Raw genomic sequence first — 16,701 nt, 5'->3', positions numbered from 1 at the left:
AGTTTGACGCCATGAATACCCGCACCGATGTGACCCATTTCAAATGCACCATTGCCGATCGTATCGCCACAATCGCGCTGGACCGGCCCGACCGTAAAAACCCGCTGACCTTTGAAAGTTATGCGGAATTGCGCGATTGGTTTCGTGATCTGGCTTATGCCGACGATGTGGATGTGGTGATTTTCGCCTCGAACGGCGGCAATTTCAGCTCGGGCGGGGATGTGCATGATATCATCGGCCCGCTGACCCGGATGAGCATGAAGGAAATGCTGAATTTCACCCGCATGACCGGCGATTTGGTCAAGGCGATGATCAATTGCGGCAAACCGGTGATTGCCGCCGTCGATGGGGTGTGCGCCGGGGCGGGGGCGATTATTGCCATGGCGTCAGACCTGCGCATTGCCAGCCAGGATGCAAAATGCGCGTTTCTGTTCACCCGCGTTGGTCTGGCCGGGTGCGATATGGGCGCCTGTGCGATCCTGCCCCGCCTGATCGGCCAAGGGCGCGCCGCCGAATTGCTGTATACGGGGCGGTCAATGTCGGCGGATGAGGGCGCGGCCTGGGGGTTTTACAACCGCGTCGTGGGTGCCAATGATTTGGAGCAAACCGCGCGGGATATGGCCACGCGCATCGCCGCGGGGCCGAATTTTGCCCATATGATGACCAAAACCATGCTGGCGCAGGAATGGTCAATGTCGATCGAACAGGCGATCGAGGCCGAGGCCCAGACTCAGGCGATCTGCATGCAGACCCGCGATTTCGAACGCGCCTATAACGCCTTTGTCGCCAAGGAAAAACCAGTGTTCGAGGGCGATTGATGGCCGACAAAACCTTCCTGAGCTGGCCATTTTTTGAGGACCGCCACCGCGCCCTGGCGGATGCACTGGAAGGCTTTGCCAGCGATTTGCGCGTTGATCACACCGACACCGATCAGGCCTGCCGTGATCTGGTGGCGCAACTGGGTGCTGCGGGGTGGTTGAACCACGCCACAATCGAACCGGGGTCACAGGGCCGGTTGGATGTGCGCGCCCTGTGCCTGATCCGCGAAACATTGGCGCGCCACGATGGCTTGGCCGATTTCGCCTTTGCGATGCAGGGTCTTGGCACCGGCGCGATTTCGCTGTTTGGCACGCCCGCACAGCAACAGGAATGGTTGCCAGCGGTGCGCCGGGGTCAGGCGATATCGGCCTTTGCCCTGACCGAACCCAATTCCGGGTCAGATGTGGCCAATTCCACCATGACCGCCACACGCGATGGCGATGATTATGTGCTGAACGGTGAAAAAACCTGGATCTCGAACGGCGGCATTGCCGATCTGTACACGGTGTTTGCCCGCACCGGCGATGCGCCGGGCGCGCGCGGATTGTCGGCCTTTATCGTGCCTGCCGATACACCGGGCCTTGCCATTGCCGAACGTTTGCACGTCATCGCGCCCCACCCTTTGGCGACCCTGAAATTCAGCGATTGCCGCATTCCCGCCAGCGCCATGATTGGGCACAGCGGCGCGGGGTTCAAGATTGCCATGTCGGTGCTGGATGTGTTCCGCTCAACCGTGGCGGCGGCGGCCCTTGGCTTTGCCCGCCGCGCATTGGACGAGGCGATCAAACGCGTCACCACCCGCCATGTACAGGGCGCGCCCCTGTTCGATTTGCAGATGGTTCAGGGGCATATTGCCGATATGGCCGTCGACATCGACGCCAGCGCGCTGTTGGTTTACCGCGCCGCCTGGACCAAGGATTCCGGCGCGCCGCGTGTCACCCGCGAGGCGGCGATGGCGAAACTGTTTGCCACCGACCACGCGCAAAAGATCATCGACCGCGCCGTGCAATTACATGGCGGTGACGGGGTGCGCAGCGGTGAAACCGTGGAACGGTTGTACCGCGAAATCAGGGCCTTGCGCATATACGAGGGCGCATCAGACGTCCAGCGCGTGATCATTGCCCGCCAAACCATCGGATCATGAAAAGGGAGGAACCATCATGAAAGAGCTTGAAAAAGGCATCACCAAAAACGGCACCGGATACGGCGACACCACCTGGAATATTCTGGGCCAGAAATATTTTCCAAAGGTGGAATGCGACAGCAGCTTTGCCTTTGAAACCAACTCGGCGCCGGGCGATTTTGTGCCGGTGCATATCCACCCCACCCAGGATGAATTCATTCTGGTGCAAGAGGGCGAATTGGATCTGAAACTGGATGGCGTCTGGAGCAAGGCCTATGCCGGCGATGTGGTGCGGATGCCGCGCGGCATCCCCCATGGCTATTTCAACAAATCCGACAAACCCTGCCGCGCGCTGTTCTGGGTATCGCCCAAGGGCAAGCTGAAGGATCTGTTTGTACAGCTCGACAACCTCAGCGATGTGGAACAGGTGGTCAAGGTATCCGCCGAACATGACGTGAATTTCCTTCCCCCAGAAGCGAACGAGTAAGCCATGCTTGGCCCCTCCGCCCATACCGATACATTCACCCGCGATAACCTGCCGCCGCCCGACACCTGGCCTGATCTGTTGCTTGACGGGTTCGATTACCCCGAACGGTTGAACGCGGCGGTTGAACTGACCGATGCCATGGTCGCCAAGGGGTTTGGCGATCACACGGCGCTGATCGGCAATGGGCGCAGGCGCACCTACAAGGAACTGGCCGACTGGACCAACAAACTGGCCGCCGCCCTGGTTCAGGATCTGGGGGTCAAGCCGGGCAACCGGGTGATGATCCGTTCGGCCAACAACCCCGCTTTGGTGGCCTGCTGGCTGGCAGCGACCAAGGCGGGGGCGGTGGTGGTCAACACCATGCCGATGCTGCGCGCGGGCGAATTGTCGGCGATTGTCGACAAGGCCGAAATCTCGCATGCGCTGTGCGACACGCGGTTGATGGATGAAATGACCCTGTGCGCCAAGAACAGCCGGTTCTTGAAAACCGTGGTCGGGTTTGACGGCACATCGAACCACGATGCCGAACTTGACCGGCTGGCATTGGAAAAACCGGTGCAATTTGACGCGGTGAACACCGGGCGCGATGATGTGGCGCTGCTTGGCTTTACGTCGGGCACCACCGGATCGCCCAAGGCGACGATGCATTTTCACCGCGATCTGTTGATCATCGCCGATGGCTATGCGCGCGAAGTGCTGAATGTGGTGCCGGGCGATATCTTTGTCGGCTCGCCGCCCTTGGCGTTTACCTTCGGGCTGGGGGGGCTGGCGGTTTTCCCGCTGCGTTTTGGTGCAACGGCGACATTGCTGGAAACCGCGTCACCGCCGAACATGATCAAGATCATCGAAAAATACAAGGCAACCGTCTGTGTCACCGCGCCCACCGCCTATCGCGCGATGCTGGCGGCGATGGAATCGGGGGCCGATCTGTCATCCCTGCGCGCGGCGGTGTCGGCGGGCGAAACCCTGCCCGGCCCGATCTATGACGACTGGATCGCGAAAACCGGCAAACCGATGCTGGATGGGATCGGCGCCACCGAAATGCTGCATATTTTTATCACCAACCGGTTTGACGATCACAAACCGTCCTGCACCGGCCGCCCCGTCACCGGCTATCAGGCCAAGATCATCGGCCCCGATGGCAATGAACTGCCGCGCGGCACTGTTGGCCGTCTGGCGGTGCGCGGCCCCACCGGGTGCCGGTATCTCGCCGATGAGCGACAGGCAAAATATGTGCTGGATGGGTGGAACATCACCGGCGATGCCTTTCGGATGGACGAAGACGGATATTGTTATTTCGCCGCGCGCAACGATGATATGATCGTGTCATCGGGGTATAACATCGCCGGACCCGAGGTTGAGGCGGCGCTGTTGTCCGCGCCCGCCGTGGCCGAATGCGCCGTGATCGGCGCGCCCGACCCCGAACGTGGCATGATCGTCGAGGCGCATGTGGTGCTGGCCTCTGGCACCCCCGACGCGGATATGATCAAAGCGTTGCAAGACCACGTAAAAGCGGCAATCGCGCCGTTCAAATACCCCCGGCGCATCATATTCTGCACCGCATTGCCAAAAACCCAGACCGGCAAGATTCAGCGCTTCCTGTTGAAAAAGACCGATTGACACGCACAGGCCCACACCCATGTTTTCATTTCCACAAAAGGTGTTGTTCAAACACTGCGATCCTGCGGGCATCGTGTTTTACCCGCGCTATTTCGAAATGATGAACGACTGCGTCGAGGCGTTTTTTGACAGCATCGATCATCCGTTTGAATCCCTGCATGGCAAAAACGCGGTGCCGATGGCACAGATCAGCACCCGCTTTCAGGCCCCCAGCCGCCATGGCGATCACCTGATCATATCGCTTGAGGTTTTGCGCCTGGGCAATGCCAGTCTGGATATTCAACTGAACGCCCGCGCCGGGGGCGAGGCGCGGTTCACCACCGATGCCACCCTTGTCTATATCAATGCCGATGGTCGCCCGGTGCGCTGGCCCGACACCCTGCGCCAATCCTTTACCTCTCATCTACGGAGTACGCCATGACCGCCCAAACCATTCAACCCGACCATTGGACCCCCGCCCGTGGCTATGCCAACGGAATGCTGACCGCCGATGGCACCCTGTATATCGGCGGACAGGTCGGATGGACCGCACAGCAGGTGTTTGAAACCCATGATTTCATCGGCCAGATGGAACAGGCACTGAAAAACATCGTCGATGTGATTGAAAAGGCCGGCGGGCAGGTCGAAGACATCGTGCGCCTGACCTGGTTCGTGATCGACAAGGCCGAATATCTGGCGCGCCAGCGCGAGGTCGGCGAAGTGTATCGCCGGGTGCTGGGCCGCCATTTTCCGGCCATGTCCATGGTTGTGGTCGCCGGATTGATCGAAGACGCGGCGCTGTTGGAAATCGAGGCCACCGCCTATCTGGGCAAACCGGCCTAGGGGCGCACAGACCGGCCCATCGGCGGCGGTTCCGCGCCGCCCGGGTGCACGGTCTGGTAATAATCGCGCAGGGTCAGGCGGGCCGCTGCCGCCTCATCCACAACGATGGTGGCGCGGGGGTGCATCTGCAGGATCGACGCCGGACAGATCGCGGTGATCGGCCCCTCGATCATCGCGGCCACGGCATCGGCCTTGGCCGCGCCAGTGGCCAGCAACACCACATGGCGGGCCTGCATGATTGTGGCGATGCCCATGGTGATGGCGTAACGCGGCACATCTTCGCCGGGGCCAAAGAACCGCGCATTGGCGTCGCGGGTGCTGTTGGTCAGGGTTTTCACCCGGGTCAGCGACCCCAGAGAGGACGACGGTTCATTGAACCCGATATGCCCGTTCGCCCCCAGCCCCAACAGTTGCAGATCAATACCGCCCTCGCAAATCGCCGCCTCGTATCGGGCCGCCTCGGCGGCGGGATCATCGGCATCGCCCCGTGGCAGATGGGTCTGCGCGGCGGGCATGTTTTTTGGCCCGAACAGGCGGGTGTTCATATAGGCGCGGTAACTTTGCGGATGATCCGGGCCAAGCCCGACATATTCATCCAGGTTGAATGTGGTCACCCGTGACAGATCCACGTCACCGGCCACCAGAGCGGCATAAACAGGCTCCATCGTGCCGCCCGTGGCCAGGCCCAGCCGCGCATCCGGGCGCTGTGCCACCAGATCGCGGATTTCGCGCGTCACCCGGCCCACCGCCTGTGCGGCGTCCGGCAAAATCAACACTTTCATCGCATCACCCTTTACCGCTGGCGATTAAGGCGCCAAAATCGGACCGGGCCGCCCTAACCGGCATAGCCAAACACCCGCGGCAACCACAAAACAATCCCCGGCACCAGCGCCAGAACCAAAAGCGCCACCAACAGCACAACCAGAAACGGCCAGATTTCGCGAATGATCTCGGACAGCGGAATCCGCGTTACCGCGTTGATCACAAACAGCAATATCCCATAGGGCGGCGTGATCAGCCCGATCATGCAGTTGATCACCGCCACCACCCCGAAATGCACCAGATCAATGCCCAATTCACGACAGGCGGGCAAAAACAACGGGATGATCACCAGAATGATCGTGGTGGCATCCAGAACACAGCCCAGCAACAGCAACAAAACCATCACGCCCAGCATGAACGCCACTGGCGACACATCCAGCCCCAGCAAATGCGCGGCAAGCTGACTTGGGATGTTTTCGGACGCGACGACATAATTCAGGATCAGCGCGCCACCGATGACAAGGCCCACAGCGGCCGAAGATCGCGCGCTGTCGACCAGAATGTGAAACAGCGCCTTGAAGCTGAGAGCGCGGTAAAACAGCGCCGAGAGCAACAGCGCGTAAAACGCCGCAACCGCCGCCGCCTCGGTCGGGGTGGTGACACCGCCATAGATCCCATAAAGCAGGATCGCAGGCATCAACAGCGCCGGGAACGCATTAACCGTACGGCGCGGCAGTTCGACCAAAGGCACCGGTGTTTCCAGCGCGAAATCACGCCGGTGCGACAGCACTGTGTTCATCGCCATCAACACCGCGCCCATCATCAGGCCCGGAATGATACCGCCCAAAAACAGATATCCAATGGATGTGTTGGACACCAAAGCATACAGAACCATGGGAATGCTTGGCGGAATGATCGGCCCGATTGTGGCCGATGCGGCGGTGATCGCGGCGGCATATCCGCGCGGATACTGCCCGCTTTTCGTCATCATCTGGATGATGATCTTGCCAATCCCGGCGGCATCGGCCACGGCCGAACCGGACATCCCCGAAAAGATCAGCGATGCCACAACGTTCACATGGCCCAGACCGCCGCGAAACCGCCCTACAAGGGCGACGCAAAATCCCAGCAACCGATCCGAAATCGTACCGGCATTCATCACATTGGCGGCAACGATGAACAAAGGCACGGCCAGCAGGATGAAACTGTTATACAGCCCATCCATCAATACCTTGCCGGCAATGCCAACCCCCTGCCCCGTCATGGTGAGATAGGCAAAGGATGAAATAAGAATGGCATAGGCAATCGGCGCGCCGATTCCGGCCAGCACAAACAGCGTGACCAGACAGGTCAGTAACTCAAGACTCATAGATCATGCTCCGGCTCGTCGACCCCATAGCGAAACGCGCGATACACCCCATAGGCATAACGCGCCGAAACCACCGCCAGAAACACGATGTAGATCGAATAGATATCGCGCATCCTGATCCATCCGCCAAACAGCGCCGACAGGGTGGCGGTTTTTTTCAGGCGCAGGATGTGAAACTTTTCCCATGTCGGCCCGATCGACACAAACAGCCCGATGCAAATGGCCAGCCCGCCAATGATCGCAAACCAACGCCGCGTTCCCGGCGGCACCGCCAGATACAGAATATCAAACGTCACATGATCGCGGTCGCGCACGATGAACGCATTGCCCCAAAACACCAGCCACACCCACAGCAACAGGCAAAATTCCAGCGTCCAGCCATATTGCGACGGGTCAAACAGCGGAAAGGTTTCGGCAAGCCCGTCAATCCGTGCCGAATAACGCACCGCGATTTGCAGGACAAAGGTGAGAAACATCAGCGCCATCATGGCCGCGGCAACCGCCTGGGCCAGGGTGCGCAACAGGGCAACGGGGGTCATCGGACGGCTCCGGGCATTGGGGGGAAAGGCAGACGCGCCGCCTTTCCCGTTGACTAAAGGATCAGTTGCCCAAGGCGTTGATCTGCTCCAACACGCCCTCGGGCCATGATGCGGCAAATTCCGATCCGACATACTGTTCCTGCACATGATTGCGGAAGGCGGCCATGTCGGGTTCGTACACGGCCATGCCCTGGTCTTGCAGGAACGACACCAGTTCTTCTTCTTTCGCCAATTGCTGGGCGCGCCCGCTTGCGGCGGCGTCTTCGGCGGCCTTTTGCACGGTGGCTTGCTGCTCTTCGCTCAGCTCGTCCCAGACGGATTTGGAAAACGCCACATAGTTCAGATCGACGAGATGCGATGTCAGCACGATTTGATTGGTGACCTCGTAAAACTTGGCATCCACCACGGTGGGCAATGGGTTGTCCTGGCCATCGACACTGCCGGTTTGCAGGGCAGTATAGATTTCGGTAAAGGCCATCGGCGTGGGGTTCGCACCCAGGGCCTTGCCCAGGAATTGCCAGGCGTCGGTGCCGGGCATGCGCAGATTGACACCGGCCAGATCATCGGGTGTCATCACGGTCAGATCGTCCTTGGTCTGGCGCAGGTTCACATGACGCCGGCCCAGATACATCACGGCCAACAGTTTCACGCCCAACTCATCCTCGACGGTTTTCTTGAACGGGTCCATCAATGCATCGTTGAACACCGCGACCTGATGTTCGGCATCCTGATGCACATACCCGGTGGCGAAAATCGAAAATTCGGGGAAAAACTGTGCCAGCTCTTGTGCCGATGCGATGGACATTTCCAAATCGCCCGATGCAATCGCCTCAAGCTCGGAGTTTTGCGCGATCAGCGAGCCGTTATAATGGGGCTGATAGGTGGCAAAACCGGCCACGGCGGGGGCGAACACCTCGGCCAGGGCGACCGAGCGTTGATCGGTTTCCGATGCCGGGGTCGACATGCGCAATGTCACCGTGTCTTGCGCAAAGGCCGGGCTGGCCAGGGCGGCCACGCTCAGCGCCATCAGGGTGCGGCGGGTAAAGTTCATCTTCATCGTGTCTCCTCCTCTGAGATGCGGCAGGTTAACCGCTTTTCCCGCAGGTTCCATCTGCGAAAATTCTGTTTACAGGCCAAGCGCGCGGCGCTTTGCACTGTTGATATGGGTGTGTATCGCGGCCACGGCCCCGGCACAATCACGCGCCGAAAGGGCCCGGATCACCGCCAGATGTTCATCCAGAACCGACACCGCCAATTCCGGCAGTATCCGCGTGTCAGAATTGCGAATCAGCCGTATTTTCATGGTGTTGACCCGGTGGATATCCGAAATGATCCGGTTGCCCATGGCATCCACCACCCGGTCGTGAAACGCCCAGTCCATCTGTTGCGCGCGGTCCAACAATTCGGGCGTCAGCCCGGCAATCGCCTGGGCGCGCATGTCTTCGTGTTCGATGGTGATACGGGCGATTTCATCGTCACTGGCCTGGGCACAGAACACGGCAATCGCCTCGCCCTCGATGATGCGGCGCAACTGAAACGCGTTGCGCACCAGATCAAGATCAATGCTCAGCACCTGAAGGCCGCGCTGGGGCACGGTTTGAATCAGCCCGTCCGCCTCAAGCCGGGGAATCATTTCGCGGATCGCGCCCAAAGGCATACCGGTCAGTTCCACCAATTCGCGCTGTGACACGATCTGGCCCGGCGCGATATCCTTCGCCAACAGCTTTTGGGTAAAGCTGGAATAGGCGTGATCACGCGCGCGGGCATCGGCGGTGTTAGACACCGGCGGGCTTTGCACTTTGGGCCAGCACGGCATCGCGCGCCGCATCGTCCAACGGGGCCAAAGGCGGGCGGATATTGGCCCAGGCCGCATTGCCCGTATCGCGCACCATCAACGCTTTCAGCGCCGGAATGACCGGGCCGGACACAACCGCATCCACCTGACGCGACAGCGCCTCATCCTCAACCGCCGTGTCAAACAGCGCGGCCAGACGCGCAGGATGCAAATTGGCCATGCCACAGATCGACCCCGCCGCACCCAGCGGAATCGCGCGGTGCAAAAACCGCTCATCCCCGACCAGCACCGCAATATCGCCACCCGCCAGCAATTGTTCGGTATTGGCCCATTGCCCCGAACTGTCCTTGATCGCGATCACCCGGTCGGGATAATCGGCCCGCAGCCCGCGAACCAGATCAACCGACAAAGGCACGGCGGTGATTTGAGGAATGTGATAAAGGATGAATTTCGCCCGCGGATCGGCCTGTGCGAACAGGGTTTCATGCCAGGCGCGCAATCCCGCATCGCCGGGCGCGGGGAAATAATAGGGCGGCAGCAACAAAAACGTTTCAATGCCAAATTCCAGCGCCTGATCGATCTGCGCCAATGTATCGCCCAAGGATGTGGCGCACAGGCCGGAAAACACCCGATCCGGCGCAATCCCGTTATCAAGAATCGCGCGATACGCGGCGGGCCGTTCATTCAGCGCGATCGAAGCCCCCTCGCCGGTGGTGCCGAACACGGTGACACCGCGCGCGCCCTGGTCGACCACATGGCGCGCATGGCTGGCCAAAAGCGCGGTATCAATGCCGCCATCCTGCGTGAACGGCGTCAGCAACGCCACCGAAATACCGATTTTGGACATCTCACCCCCAAGTTGTACTTTCCCTGATGTTACGGACTGATCATTGACTGTCAAGCTAACATGTCACACAGTCATCAGATGATAGAGCAAAGGCACCCCATGGCCCATATCCTGTGCGGCGGTCTGATTACCGTCGATTTCACCTTTCACACCGATGCTTTTCCCGTTGAGGGCACGAAAAACCGCGCCAGTGCCACCGATATGGCACCGGGGGGCGGGGCGTTCTTTGCCGCCTCGGCGATTGCCGCCCTTGGCGGACAGGCCAGCGTGGCGGGCGCGGTGGGCGAGGATGCTTTGGCCGATTTCGTGCACACCGCCCTGAAAGACCGGGGCATCGGCACCGATCATCTGCACACGATTGCGGGTGTCGGCACGGCCCGTTCGGCGGTGATTGTCGGGGCCGATGGCGAACGCACGGTGATCAATCACCGCGATGATGCGCTGTTTCCCGATACCTTCGATCTGCCGTTCAGTTTTGATGCCGCGCTGGTCGATACCCGCTGGCCCGGTGGCGGCGCCGATATTTTGCGCGCGGCGCAGGCGGCGGGCAAACCCGCGATTCTGGATGGCGAAAGCCCGGTCCGCGTGGCACAGGATGCGGTGGATGCGGCCAGCCATATCGTATTTTCCGAACAGGGATTGACCGATTTCGCCGGTGCCTGTGATGCCGATACCTTGGCGGAGGTGGCGCGCAGTTTGGGGCTTTGGGTGGCGGTTACACGGGGCAGCGCGCCGGTGTTGTGCCATGACGGCTCGGCCTTGCATGAGGTGGCAACATTTCCCGCCACCCCGGTCAACACCCTGGGCGCGGGCGATGTGTGGCACGGGGCGTTTGCCCTTGCGCTTGGTGCGGGGCATCGTGAAATCACCGCCGTGTGCCACGCCAATGCCGCCGCCGCGTTAAAGGTGGCCCATGCCGGTGCCATGCCCACCGCCGATCAGGTCAACGCATTGCTGGGCGGCTAACCCCCCTGCCCCGCCTCTGTGCCGCCAATCGCATGGGTCAGCGCACGCGCCGCCGCAATCACATGCGCGCCCAACCGATCAATCTGATCCACGCCAACCCGGCTGGTCGGGCCCGATACCGATATGCCCGCCACCGCCTCACGGTTCACATCAAACACCGGCGCGGCGATGCATCGCATCCCGATGTTTTTCTCCTCGCCATCAATGGCAAATCCCCGCGCCCGCGCTGCGGCCAGATCGGCGCGCAAACGGTCGGGATCGGTGATCGTGTGTCTTGTGAATGCCGTGAGCGGGTGCGCCGACAGGGTGCGCGCCAATTGTGCCGCGTCCATTTCCGCCAACAACGCCTTGCCAATTCCCGATCCATGCATCGGTGACAATGTGCCGGGCGGAAAAAACGCGCGGATCGTGGCATGGGTTTCCACCTGACTGACAAACAGCACCAGATTGTCACGCGCGATGCCCAGATTGGCGGTTTCGCCGGTGTCCTCCATCAACCGGCGCAACACCGGGCGCGCCCTCTCAACCAAACTGGTGCGGCGCAAGAACCGCGCGCCGATCACATAGGCCCGCGCCCCGATGTGCCACACCTGTTCGACAGGATCGAATTCAACCAATCCGCGCCCCTCAAGCGTGATCAAAATCCGGTACACCGTGGCCGGGGATTGCCCCATTTGCTGGGCAATGGTCGATAATGCCTTGCCTTGTTCCTTGCTCAGAAACTCGAACACTTCCATCGCACGATCCAGGGATTTGATCGTATTTTGCGCGGTCTTGTCATCCCATCCGCGCGGCCGCCCCCGGGCGCGCCGTGTGCCTGTGTCATCAATGCTCATCGTGCAGCCCCCCCAAATAGAAAAATCATTTCACCGTATGAAAAATGCAACCCCCTGACAATACGCCATTTTCACGCGCCCTGCTGCCCATGCCCCCGGTTTCAAAAAATTTCCCCCGCCCTGCCCTTTCGCCTATGATCGCGCAAACCATTGATTTTCAAGGAGCCTACAATGTTCATTGTTCCCGAACGCGAGATTGCCGATCTAGTCACCCGCGCCGCATCTTTTGATGCTGTGGAAAAGGTGTTTGCCGCCATGGCCGCCGGTGATGCCTATAACTTTCCCGTAGTGCGCGAGGCGATTGGTCACGAAGATGCACTGTACGGGTTCAAGGGCGGATTTGATCGCAGTGGTCTGACCCTGGGGTTAAAGGCGGGGGGATATTGGCCCAACAACCTGGCCAAACAGGGCATCATCAATCACCAATCCACCGTGTTTTTGTTTGACCCCGATACCGGTCGGGTAAAAGCCATGGTCGGCGGCAATCTGTTGACCGCCCTGCGCACGGCGGCTGCATCGTCGGTGTCAATCAAACATCTGGCGCGCAAGGATGCCAAAGTCATCGGCATGATCGGCGCGGGCCATCAGGCCACATTCCAACTGCGCGCCGCATTGGAACAGCGCCAATTCGAAAAGGTGATCGGTTGGAATTACCACCCGGATATGTTGCCCAACATCGAAAAGGTCGCAACCGAGGCAGGCCTGCCGTTTGAGGCGGTGAACCTTGACGCGATGCAGCGCGCCGATGTCATCATCTCAATCACCTCGGCGTTTTCGCCGTCGTTGATGGCCGATCATGTGGCACCGGGCACCCATATCGCCTGTATGGGCACCGACACCAAAGGCAAACAAGAGGTCGAAGCCGCCCTGTTGGCCCGCGCCACGGTATTTACCGACGAAGTCGCGCAAGCGGTTTCCATTGGCGAGGCGCAGCACGCTGTCGCCCAGGGTCTGATCGCCGAATCCGATGTGAACCAATTGGGCGCAGTGATCAACGGCACCCACCCCGGCCGCAGCTCTGACGATGAAATCACCCTGTTCGATGGCACAGGCGTCGGGTTGCAGGATCTTGCCGTTGCCGCCGCTGTCGTGGACACGGCCATAGCCAATGGCGTGGCGATCGAGGTTGATTTCTAGCGGATGCAGGGCAGGGCGCGTATCACACCCCTGTCCGCCATTCTTTGCACCGCACGGTGAAAGGTTGACAGCTGTCAACTATTTACCGTGCGCTGATTTAACAGGGCATTCACCATTGGTCCGACTGTAAAATCACCCAGACTGGCCTTTTGCACCAATCGCCGCAGATAGGCACCGGGGCTTTTGATTTCGGCCCCACGTTGAAGAATGCAAACCACCGCGATTGCCGCCTGTTTCGGCCCCATCACATGTATCGCCTCGGCCCAGGTTTGTTTTGTAACCCCGATCATCGCACTCAGCGTTCCCGACGCTTGGAACAACCGATCCCAAGTCGATATTTCATTGCCAAAATACGTTTTCAAATCGGGAACGGCGGTTGTGATTTGGCTCAGGCTTGGGGTTTCGGTCTTTTCTTCAGATATATCCTTATCTGAACTCTGATTGTGCCGCTCATTTTGGGCGTTTGTGGCGCTTGTTTTTTCTGTTTCGGGGGGTTCGGATTGTATGACTGCCCCGTGGATTTCGCGCAAAGTGCCGTGCATTTGCGCCAAGGTAGCGCCGTCCAGTTTGCGGCGCAGGACACGTTTGATTCCGGTCATTTGCGCCACCAGGTCATGATTGTTGGCGGCCTGTGCGGATTGTTCAATCTCCCAACGCAGGATCAGGATCTCATCGCGCAGATCGCGCAGGTGCTGTTCGTGTTCCTGCGTCATCTGTGCCGCTTGGGCGATGTCAACGGCCCGCTGAACCAGAGGCCCGAGGTTGAACCCATAGGCATGGCGGATCACACCGCCCGCGCCGCGTTTGGCATAGCGTTTGCCATTGGGGCTGTTTTGACGTTCGATCAATCCCGCCCGCACCAGTGCCGCCAGATGCCGGCGCAGGGTGCTTTCGGCCATGCCATGGGCGCGGGTGCTGAGGGTTTTGTTTGAGGGAAACACCGTCATCTGGGTGTCATCCTGCAGATATCGGTTGGGATGAAACGTTAACAAAGCGTGAAGAACGCTGAGGTCGCGGTCGCTGACCCCGTGGTGTTTGCGCGCGATGCAGACCTGTTCAAACAACTGCCATTTATCATGGCCGATGGCGTCTGGCTTTGGGCAAACCATCTGGGATCGCTGCCCGATGGACATCGTTGAAATGTGTTTCATTTGCTGTCACGCGGCAAAACTTTTGCTTTCGCCCACAAGACGGTGTTGACAGCTGTCAACGAATGGCTATTTTCGATGGTGTTCAGTTATCGAAAAAGGGCCTCTCGGGATGTATCTTGGGGGGCCTTTTGCTTTGGTTCTGTCGAATCGTGCCTCCTGTTAGGGTTTTGTTTACGTTTCCTCACCGCGGGCCTTGGCCCAATCGCGGTGAATGTCGATAAGATGCTCGGCCAACCAATCCTCAAACCCGCCGCTGTCTTTTCGCGGCAGGGTCAGGGTCAGCGCGCCGGATTTTCGGGTGATCCGGGCGATGGGTTTACCTTCTGCGGTGTTCAGGGTTTCGCGGGGCGGGGCGGGCGTTTTGGCGACTGTGCGCTGTCCGGCCAGAACCGTATCAAACCGCATGTCCGACGTGGCCGATGGGGGCAGGGCGGCGACCAGATCGCGCGCCGTGGCCAGATCGGTGGTGCCTGCGTCAAACCGTTTGGCCAGCGCGCCCCACCGATCCCGGCCCACCGCCGGGGCCGATCCGATCAGTTCGATCACGTCGATGGGGATTTTGTCGGCAATCGTCAGCATCCGCGAAATCACCGTTTTATCCAGGGTAAGTGCGTCGCAAATCGCGGTGCGCGGATAACCCGCCGCGCGCATTTGCCGGGCAAAATTGACCTTTTCGATAAAGGTCAGATCCTTGCGCGCCGAGTTTTCCTGCCCTTGGGCCATGACCACCGCCTGATCATCCAGATCACGCACCAAGGCGCGCGCGGGCAGGGATAGATCGCGCAGCGCGGCCAGACGGCGGCGGCCATAAACGATCTGAAACCGCCCCGGCGATTGGGGATGGGGGCGCACAAGGATTGGCACCTGTTGACCGTGGGTTTTGATTGAATCGCGCAGGGACGCATGATCGGGATCTTCCAGATCGATCCGGTCGATCAACCCGCCATCGTCAATCAGCGCACTATCGATATCACTGACCGACCGGCTTTTGAGTTCGGCAATCGATTGGCTGACCGCGCCGATGGCGCCGCCGCTATACCGGGGGCGCGCCACATCCACACGCTGCTCTGGTTCGGGGTCGGTTTCGGGCCCGGTTTTGGACGGGGCAGGGGCCATCAGCCCTTTGAGTAAATCCTTGCGTGCCATCGGTTAACGCCCCCATGCCTTTTGCACCAAATCCGCGATCTCACCATTTACTGCATTCAAACTCTCAACAGCCCGTTCATAGGTCGCACGGGTGAATTGCGATTTCTCAACCTCATACAGGGTTTGCTTGGTGATTCCCGCGTCGGATATGGCGGTGGATTTCAGGGCGGTGTGGTTCAGCACATGATCGCCAAACATCGATCGCATGAAGCTGACCATCTGGTTTTGTGGGCCGTCGCCCGGTTCATACCGCGTTATAACATAACGCAACCAGTCATAGGACATATCGCCGCCCGCCTCACCGACCACACCCAGAAGATTTGATGTCATCAGCAGGAATTGGCACATCGACATCACATCCAACATCTGCGGATGCACCGTGACCAACACCGCCGTTGCCGCCGAAAGGGCCGACATGGTCAAAAACCCAAGTTGGGGCGGGCAATCAATGACCACCACATCATATTCGGATTCGACACTGCCCAACGCTTCGCCGACGCGGGTGAAAAACAGGGTGCCATCGCGGTTGGCAAGCGCGCGGGGCGTGTCGTGTTCGAACTCCATCAGGTCCAGATTGCCCGGCACGATATCAAGATTGGTGAAATATGTTTTCTGAATGACCTGTGCCAAAGGCACCGGATCATCATAGCGGATGGCATCATACAGGGTGCCGCCATCCAGCAGATCGAATTCGGGCTGAAACCCATGCAGCGCCGAAAGCGACGCCTGTGGATCAAGATCAATCGCCAGAACCCGATAGCCATCGAGCGCCAGTTTCTGCGCCAGATGCGCCGCTGTGGTGGTTTTGCCTGACCCACCCTTGAAATTGATGACGGTGATCACCTGTAATTTATCGCCGGGTTTGCGGCCGGGCAGATAGGTGCCGGGCACCTTGGCCCCCGCCTCAAGATAGGTGCGCAGGGCCTGAATGTCTTCGGGGCTGTAAAACCGCCGCCCCCCGGCCCGGGTTTCGGGCGACGGGCCTTTGCCATCGAGACTAAGCTTGCGCAAATAGGCATCTTTGACCCCCAACAGATCGGCCACTTCGCCCGATGTGAATTTGCGCAACGCGCGTTTGGCATCGGGGGGAAACAACTGGGCGCGGTGCGCCTGAAGCCGCTCGGATAACCGTTGCGCGTGATCGCCAACCAGGGCGTCGATCCGGGAAGAAGTCTCTGACATGGGGTTAGAGCCTGTTTTGTGCCGGGTGCGCCCGGGTGTCCGCCGATCGGTCAGTTCCCCGTTGGCCGTGCCATTGTTACGGTGAATGCCGTTTTATTCA

General features: G+C 59.8%; 18 protein-coding genes. 8 read left to right on the top strand and 10 right to left on the bottom strand.

Annotation, left to right across the window (positions count from 1 at the left end; genetic code table 11):
- Positions 1-11 precede the first annotated feature (11 nt).
- The 6 genes from C8265_RS17855 to C8265_RS17830 are packed head-to-tail and all read left to right on the top strand — an operon-like array spanning position 12 to position 4,871.
- The gene (locus C8265_RS17855; RefSeq protein ID WP_108485349.1) at positions 12-818 is read left to right on the top strand and encodes an enoyl-CoA hydratase family protein; all 807 of its coding nucleotides are present in this window, start codon (positions 12-14) and stop codon (positions 816-818) included.
- Entirely contained in the window at positions 818-1,963 is a 1,146-nt protein-coding gene (locus tag C8265_RS17850) for an acyl-CoA dehydrogenase family protein (protein WP_108485395.1), read from the top strand. The genes C8265_RS17855 and C8265_RS17850 overlap by 1 nt, the downstream gene beginning before the upstream one ends.
- A gap of 16 nt (positions 1,964-1,979) precedes the next feature.
- Positions 1,980-2,429, top strand: coding sequence for a cupin domain-containing protein (locus C8265_RS17845; RefSeq protein WP_108485394.1), 450 nt, complete (start codon positions 1,980-1,982; stop codon positions 2,427-2,429).
- 3 nt (positions 2,430-2,432) lie between these two features.
- The gene (locus C8265_RS17840; protein WP_108485393.1) at positions 2,433-4,049 is read left to right on the top strand and encodes an AMP-binding protein; all 1,617 of its coding nucleotides are present in this window, start codon (positions 2,433-2,435) and stop codon (positions 4,047-4,049) included.
- A gap of 19 nt (positions 4,050-4,068) precedes the next feature.
- Positions 4,069-4,470, top strand: coding sequence for an acyl-CoA thioesterase (locus tag C8265_RS17835; protein WP_108485392.1), 402 nt, complete (start codon positions 4,069-4,071; stop codon positions 4,468-4,470).
- Positions 4,467-4,871, top strand: coding sequence for a RidA family protein (locus C8265_RS17830; protein WP_108485391.1), 405 nt, complete (start codon positions 4,467-4,469; stop codon positions 4,869-4,871). Before C8265_RS17835 ends, C8265_RS17830 begins: the two co-directional genes overlap by 4 nt.
- Here the strand turns inward: C8265_RS17830 and nagB are convergent.
- The 6 genes from nagB to C8265_RS17800 all read right to left on the bottom strand — a co-directional run bounded on the left by nagB (position 4,868) and on the right by C8265_RS17800 (position 10,183).
- A complete protein-coding gene (nagB, locus tag C8265_RS17825; protein ID WP_108485390.1) occupies positions 4,868-5,653 on the bottom strand; it encodes a glucosamine-6-phosphate deaminase in 786 nt (261 codons plus the stop codon). The two genes, C8265_RS17830 and nagB, sit on opposite strands and share 4 nt — an antisense overlap.
- A 53-nt stretch (positions 5,654-5,706) precedes the next feature.
- Entirely contained in the window at positions 5,707-7,002 is a 1,296-nt protein-coding gene (locus C8265_RS17820) for a TRAP transporter large permease (RefSeq protein WP_108485389.1), read from the bottom strand.
- Entirely contained in the window at positions 6,999-7,541 is a 543-nt protein-coding gene (locus C8265_RS17815) for a TRAP transporter small permease (RefSeq protein WP_108485388.1), read from the bottom strand. Before C8265_RS17815 ends, C8265_RS17820 begins: the two co-directional genes overlap by 4 nt.
- A 61-nt stretch (positions 7,542-7,602) precedes the next feature.
- The gene (gene dctP / locus C8265_RS17810; protein WP_108485387.1) at positions 7,603-8,598 is read right to left on the bottom strand and encodes a TRAP transporter substrate-binding protein DctP; all 996 of its coding nucleotides are present in this window, start codon (positions 8,596-8,598) and stop codon (positions 7,603-7,605) included.
- A 69-nt stretch (positions 8,599-8,667) separates the two neighbouring features.
- Positions 8,668-9,324, bottom strand: coding sequence for a GntR family transcriptional regulator (locus C8265_RS17805; RefSeq protein WP_108485386.1), 657 nt, complete (start codon positions 9,322-9,324; stop codon positions 8,668-8,670).
- Positions 9,317-10,183 (bottom strand): dihydrodipicolinate synthase family protein, encoded by an 867-nt coding sequence (locus C8265_RS17800; protein WP_108485385.1) that lies wholly within the window; start codon positions 10,181-10,183, stop codon positions 9,317-9,319. The genes C8265_RS17805 and C8265_RS17800 overlap by 8 nt, the downstream gene beginning before the upstream one ends.
- Positions 10,184-10,282: 99 nt before the next feature.
- Here C8265_RS17800 and C8265_RS17795 point away from each other — a divergent pair, with 99 nt between their 5' ends.
- The gene (locus tag C8265_RS17795) at positions 10,283-11,149 is read left to right on the top strand and encodes a PfkB family carbohydrate kinase (protein WP_164512380.1); all 867 of its coding nucleotides are present in this window, start codon (positions 10,283-10,285) and stop codon (positions 11,147-11,149) included.
- On the opposite strand, the gene bhcR is transcribed toward C8265_RS17795, so the two are convergent.
- On the bottom strand, positions 11,146-11,985 hold the full coding sequence (gene bhcR / locus C8265_RS17790) for an HTH-type transcriptional regulator BhcR (protein WP_108485383.1): 840 nt from the start codon (positions 11,983-11,985) through the stop codon (positions 11,146-11,148). The two genes, C8265_RS17795 and bhcR, sit on opposite strands and share 4 nt — an antisense overlap.
- A 171-nt stretch (positions 11,986-12,156) precedes the next feature.
- On the opposite strand from bhcR, the gene bhcD reads away from it, so the two are divergent.
- Complete coding sequence (gene bhcD, locus C8265_RS17785) at positions 12,157-13,122, top strand: iminosuccinate reductase BhcD (protein ID WP_108485382.1); 966 nt, start codon at positions 12,157-12,159, stop codon at positions 13,120-13,122.
- A 74-nt stretch (positions 13,123-13,196) separates the two neighbouring features.
- Here bhcD and repC read toward each other — a convergent pair whose 3' ends face one another.
- From repC to repA, 3 genes are all read right to left on the bottom strand, one after another.
- The gene (gene repC, locus C8265_RS17780; RefSeq protein WP_108485381.1) at positions 13,197-14,273 is read right to left on the bottom strand and encodes a plasmid replication protein RepC; all 1,077 of its coding nucleotides are present in this window, start codon (positions 14,271-14,273) and stop codon (positions 13,197-13,199) included.
- A 171-nt stretch (positions 14,274-14,444) separates the two neighbouring features.
- On the bottom strand, positions 14,445-15,419 hold the full coding sequence (gene repB / locus C8265_RS17775) for a plasmid partitioning protein RepB (protein ID WP_108485380.1): 975 nt from the start codon (positions 15,417-15,419) through the stop codon (positions 14,445-14,447).
- A gap of 3 nt (positions 15,420-15,422) precedes the next feature.
- Complete coding sequence (gene repA / locus C8265_RS17770) at positions 15,423-16,601, bottom strand: plasmid partitioning protein RepA (RefSeq protein WP_108485379.1); 1,179 nt, start codon at positions 16,599-16,601, stop codon at positions 15,423-15,425.
- Positions 16,602-16,701 lie beyond the last annotated feature (100 nt).

This window comes from Oceaniglobus ichthyenteri (genome assembly GCF_003057885.1).
Taxonomy (GTDB): Bacteria; Pseudomonadota; Alphaproteobacteria; order Rhodobacterales; family Rhodobacteraceae; genus Oceaniglobus; species Oceaniglobus ichthyenteri.
Note: the sequence above shows the minus strand (reverse complement) of the source record. Positions and strands in the feature narration are given on the sequence as shown.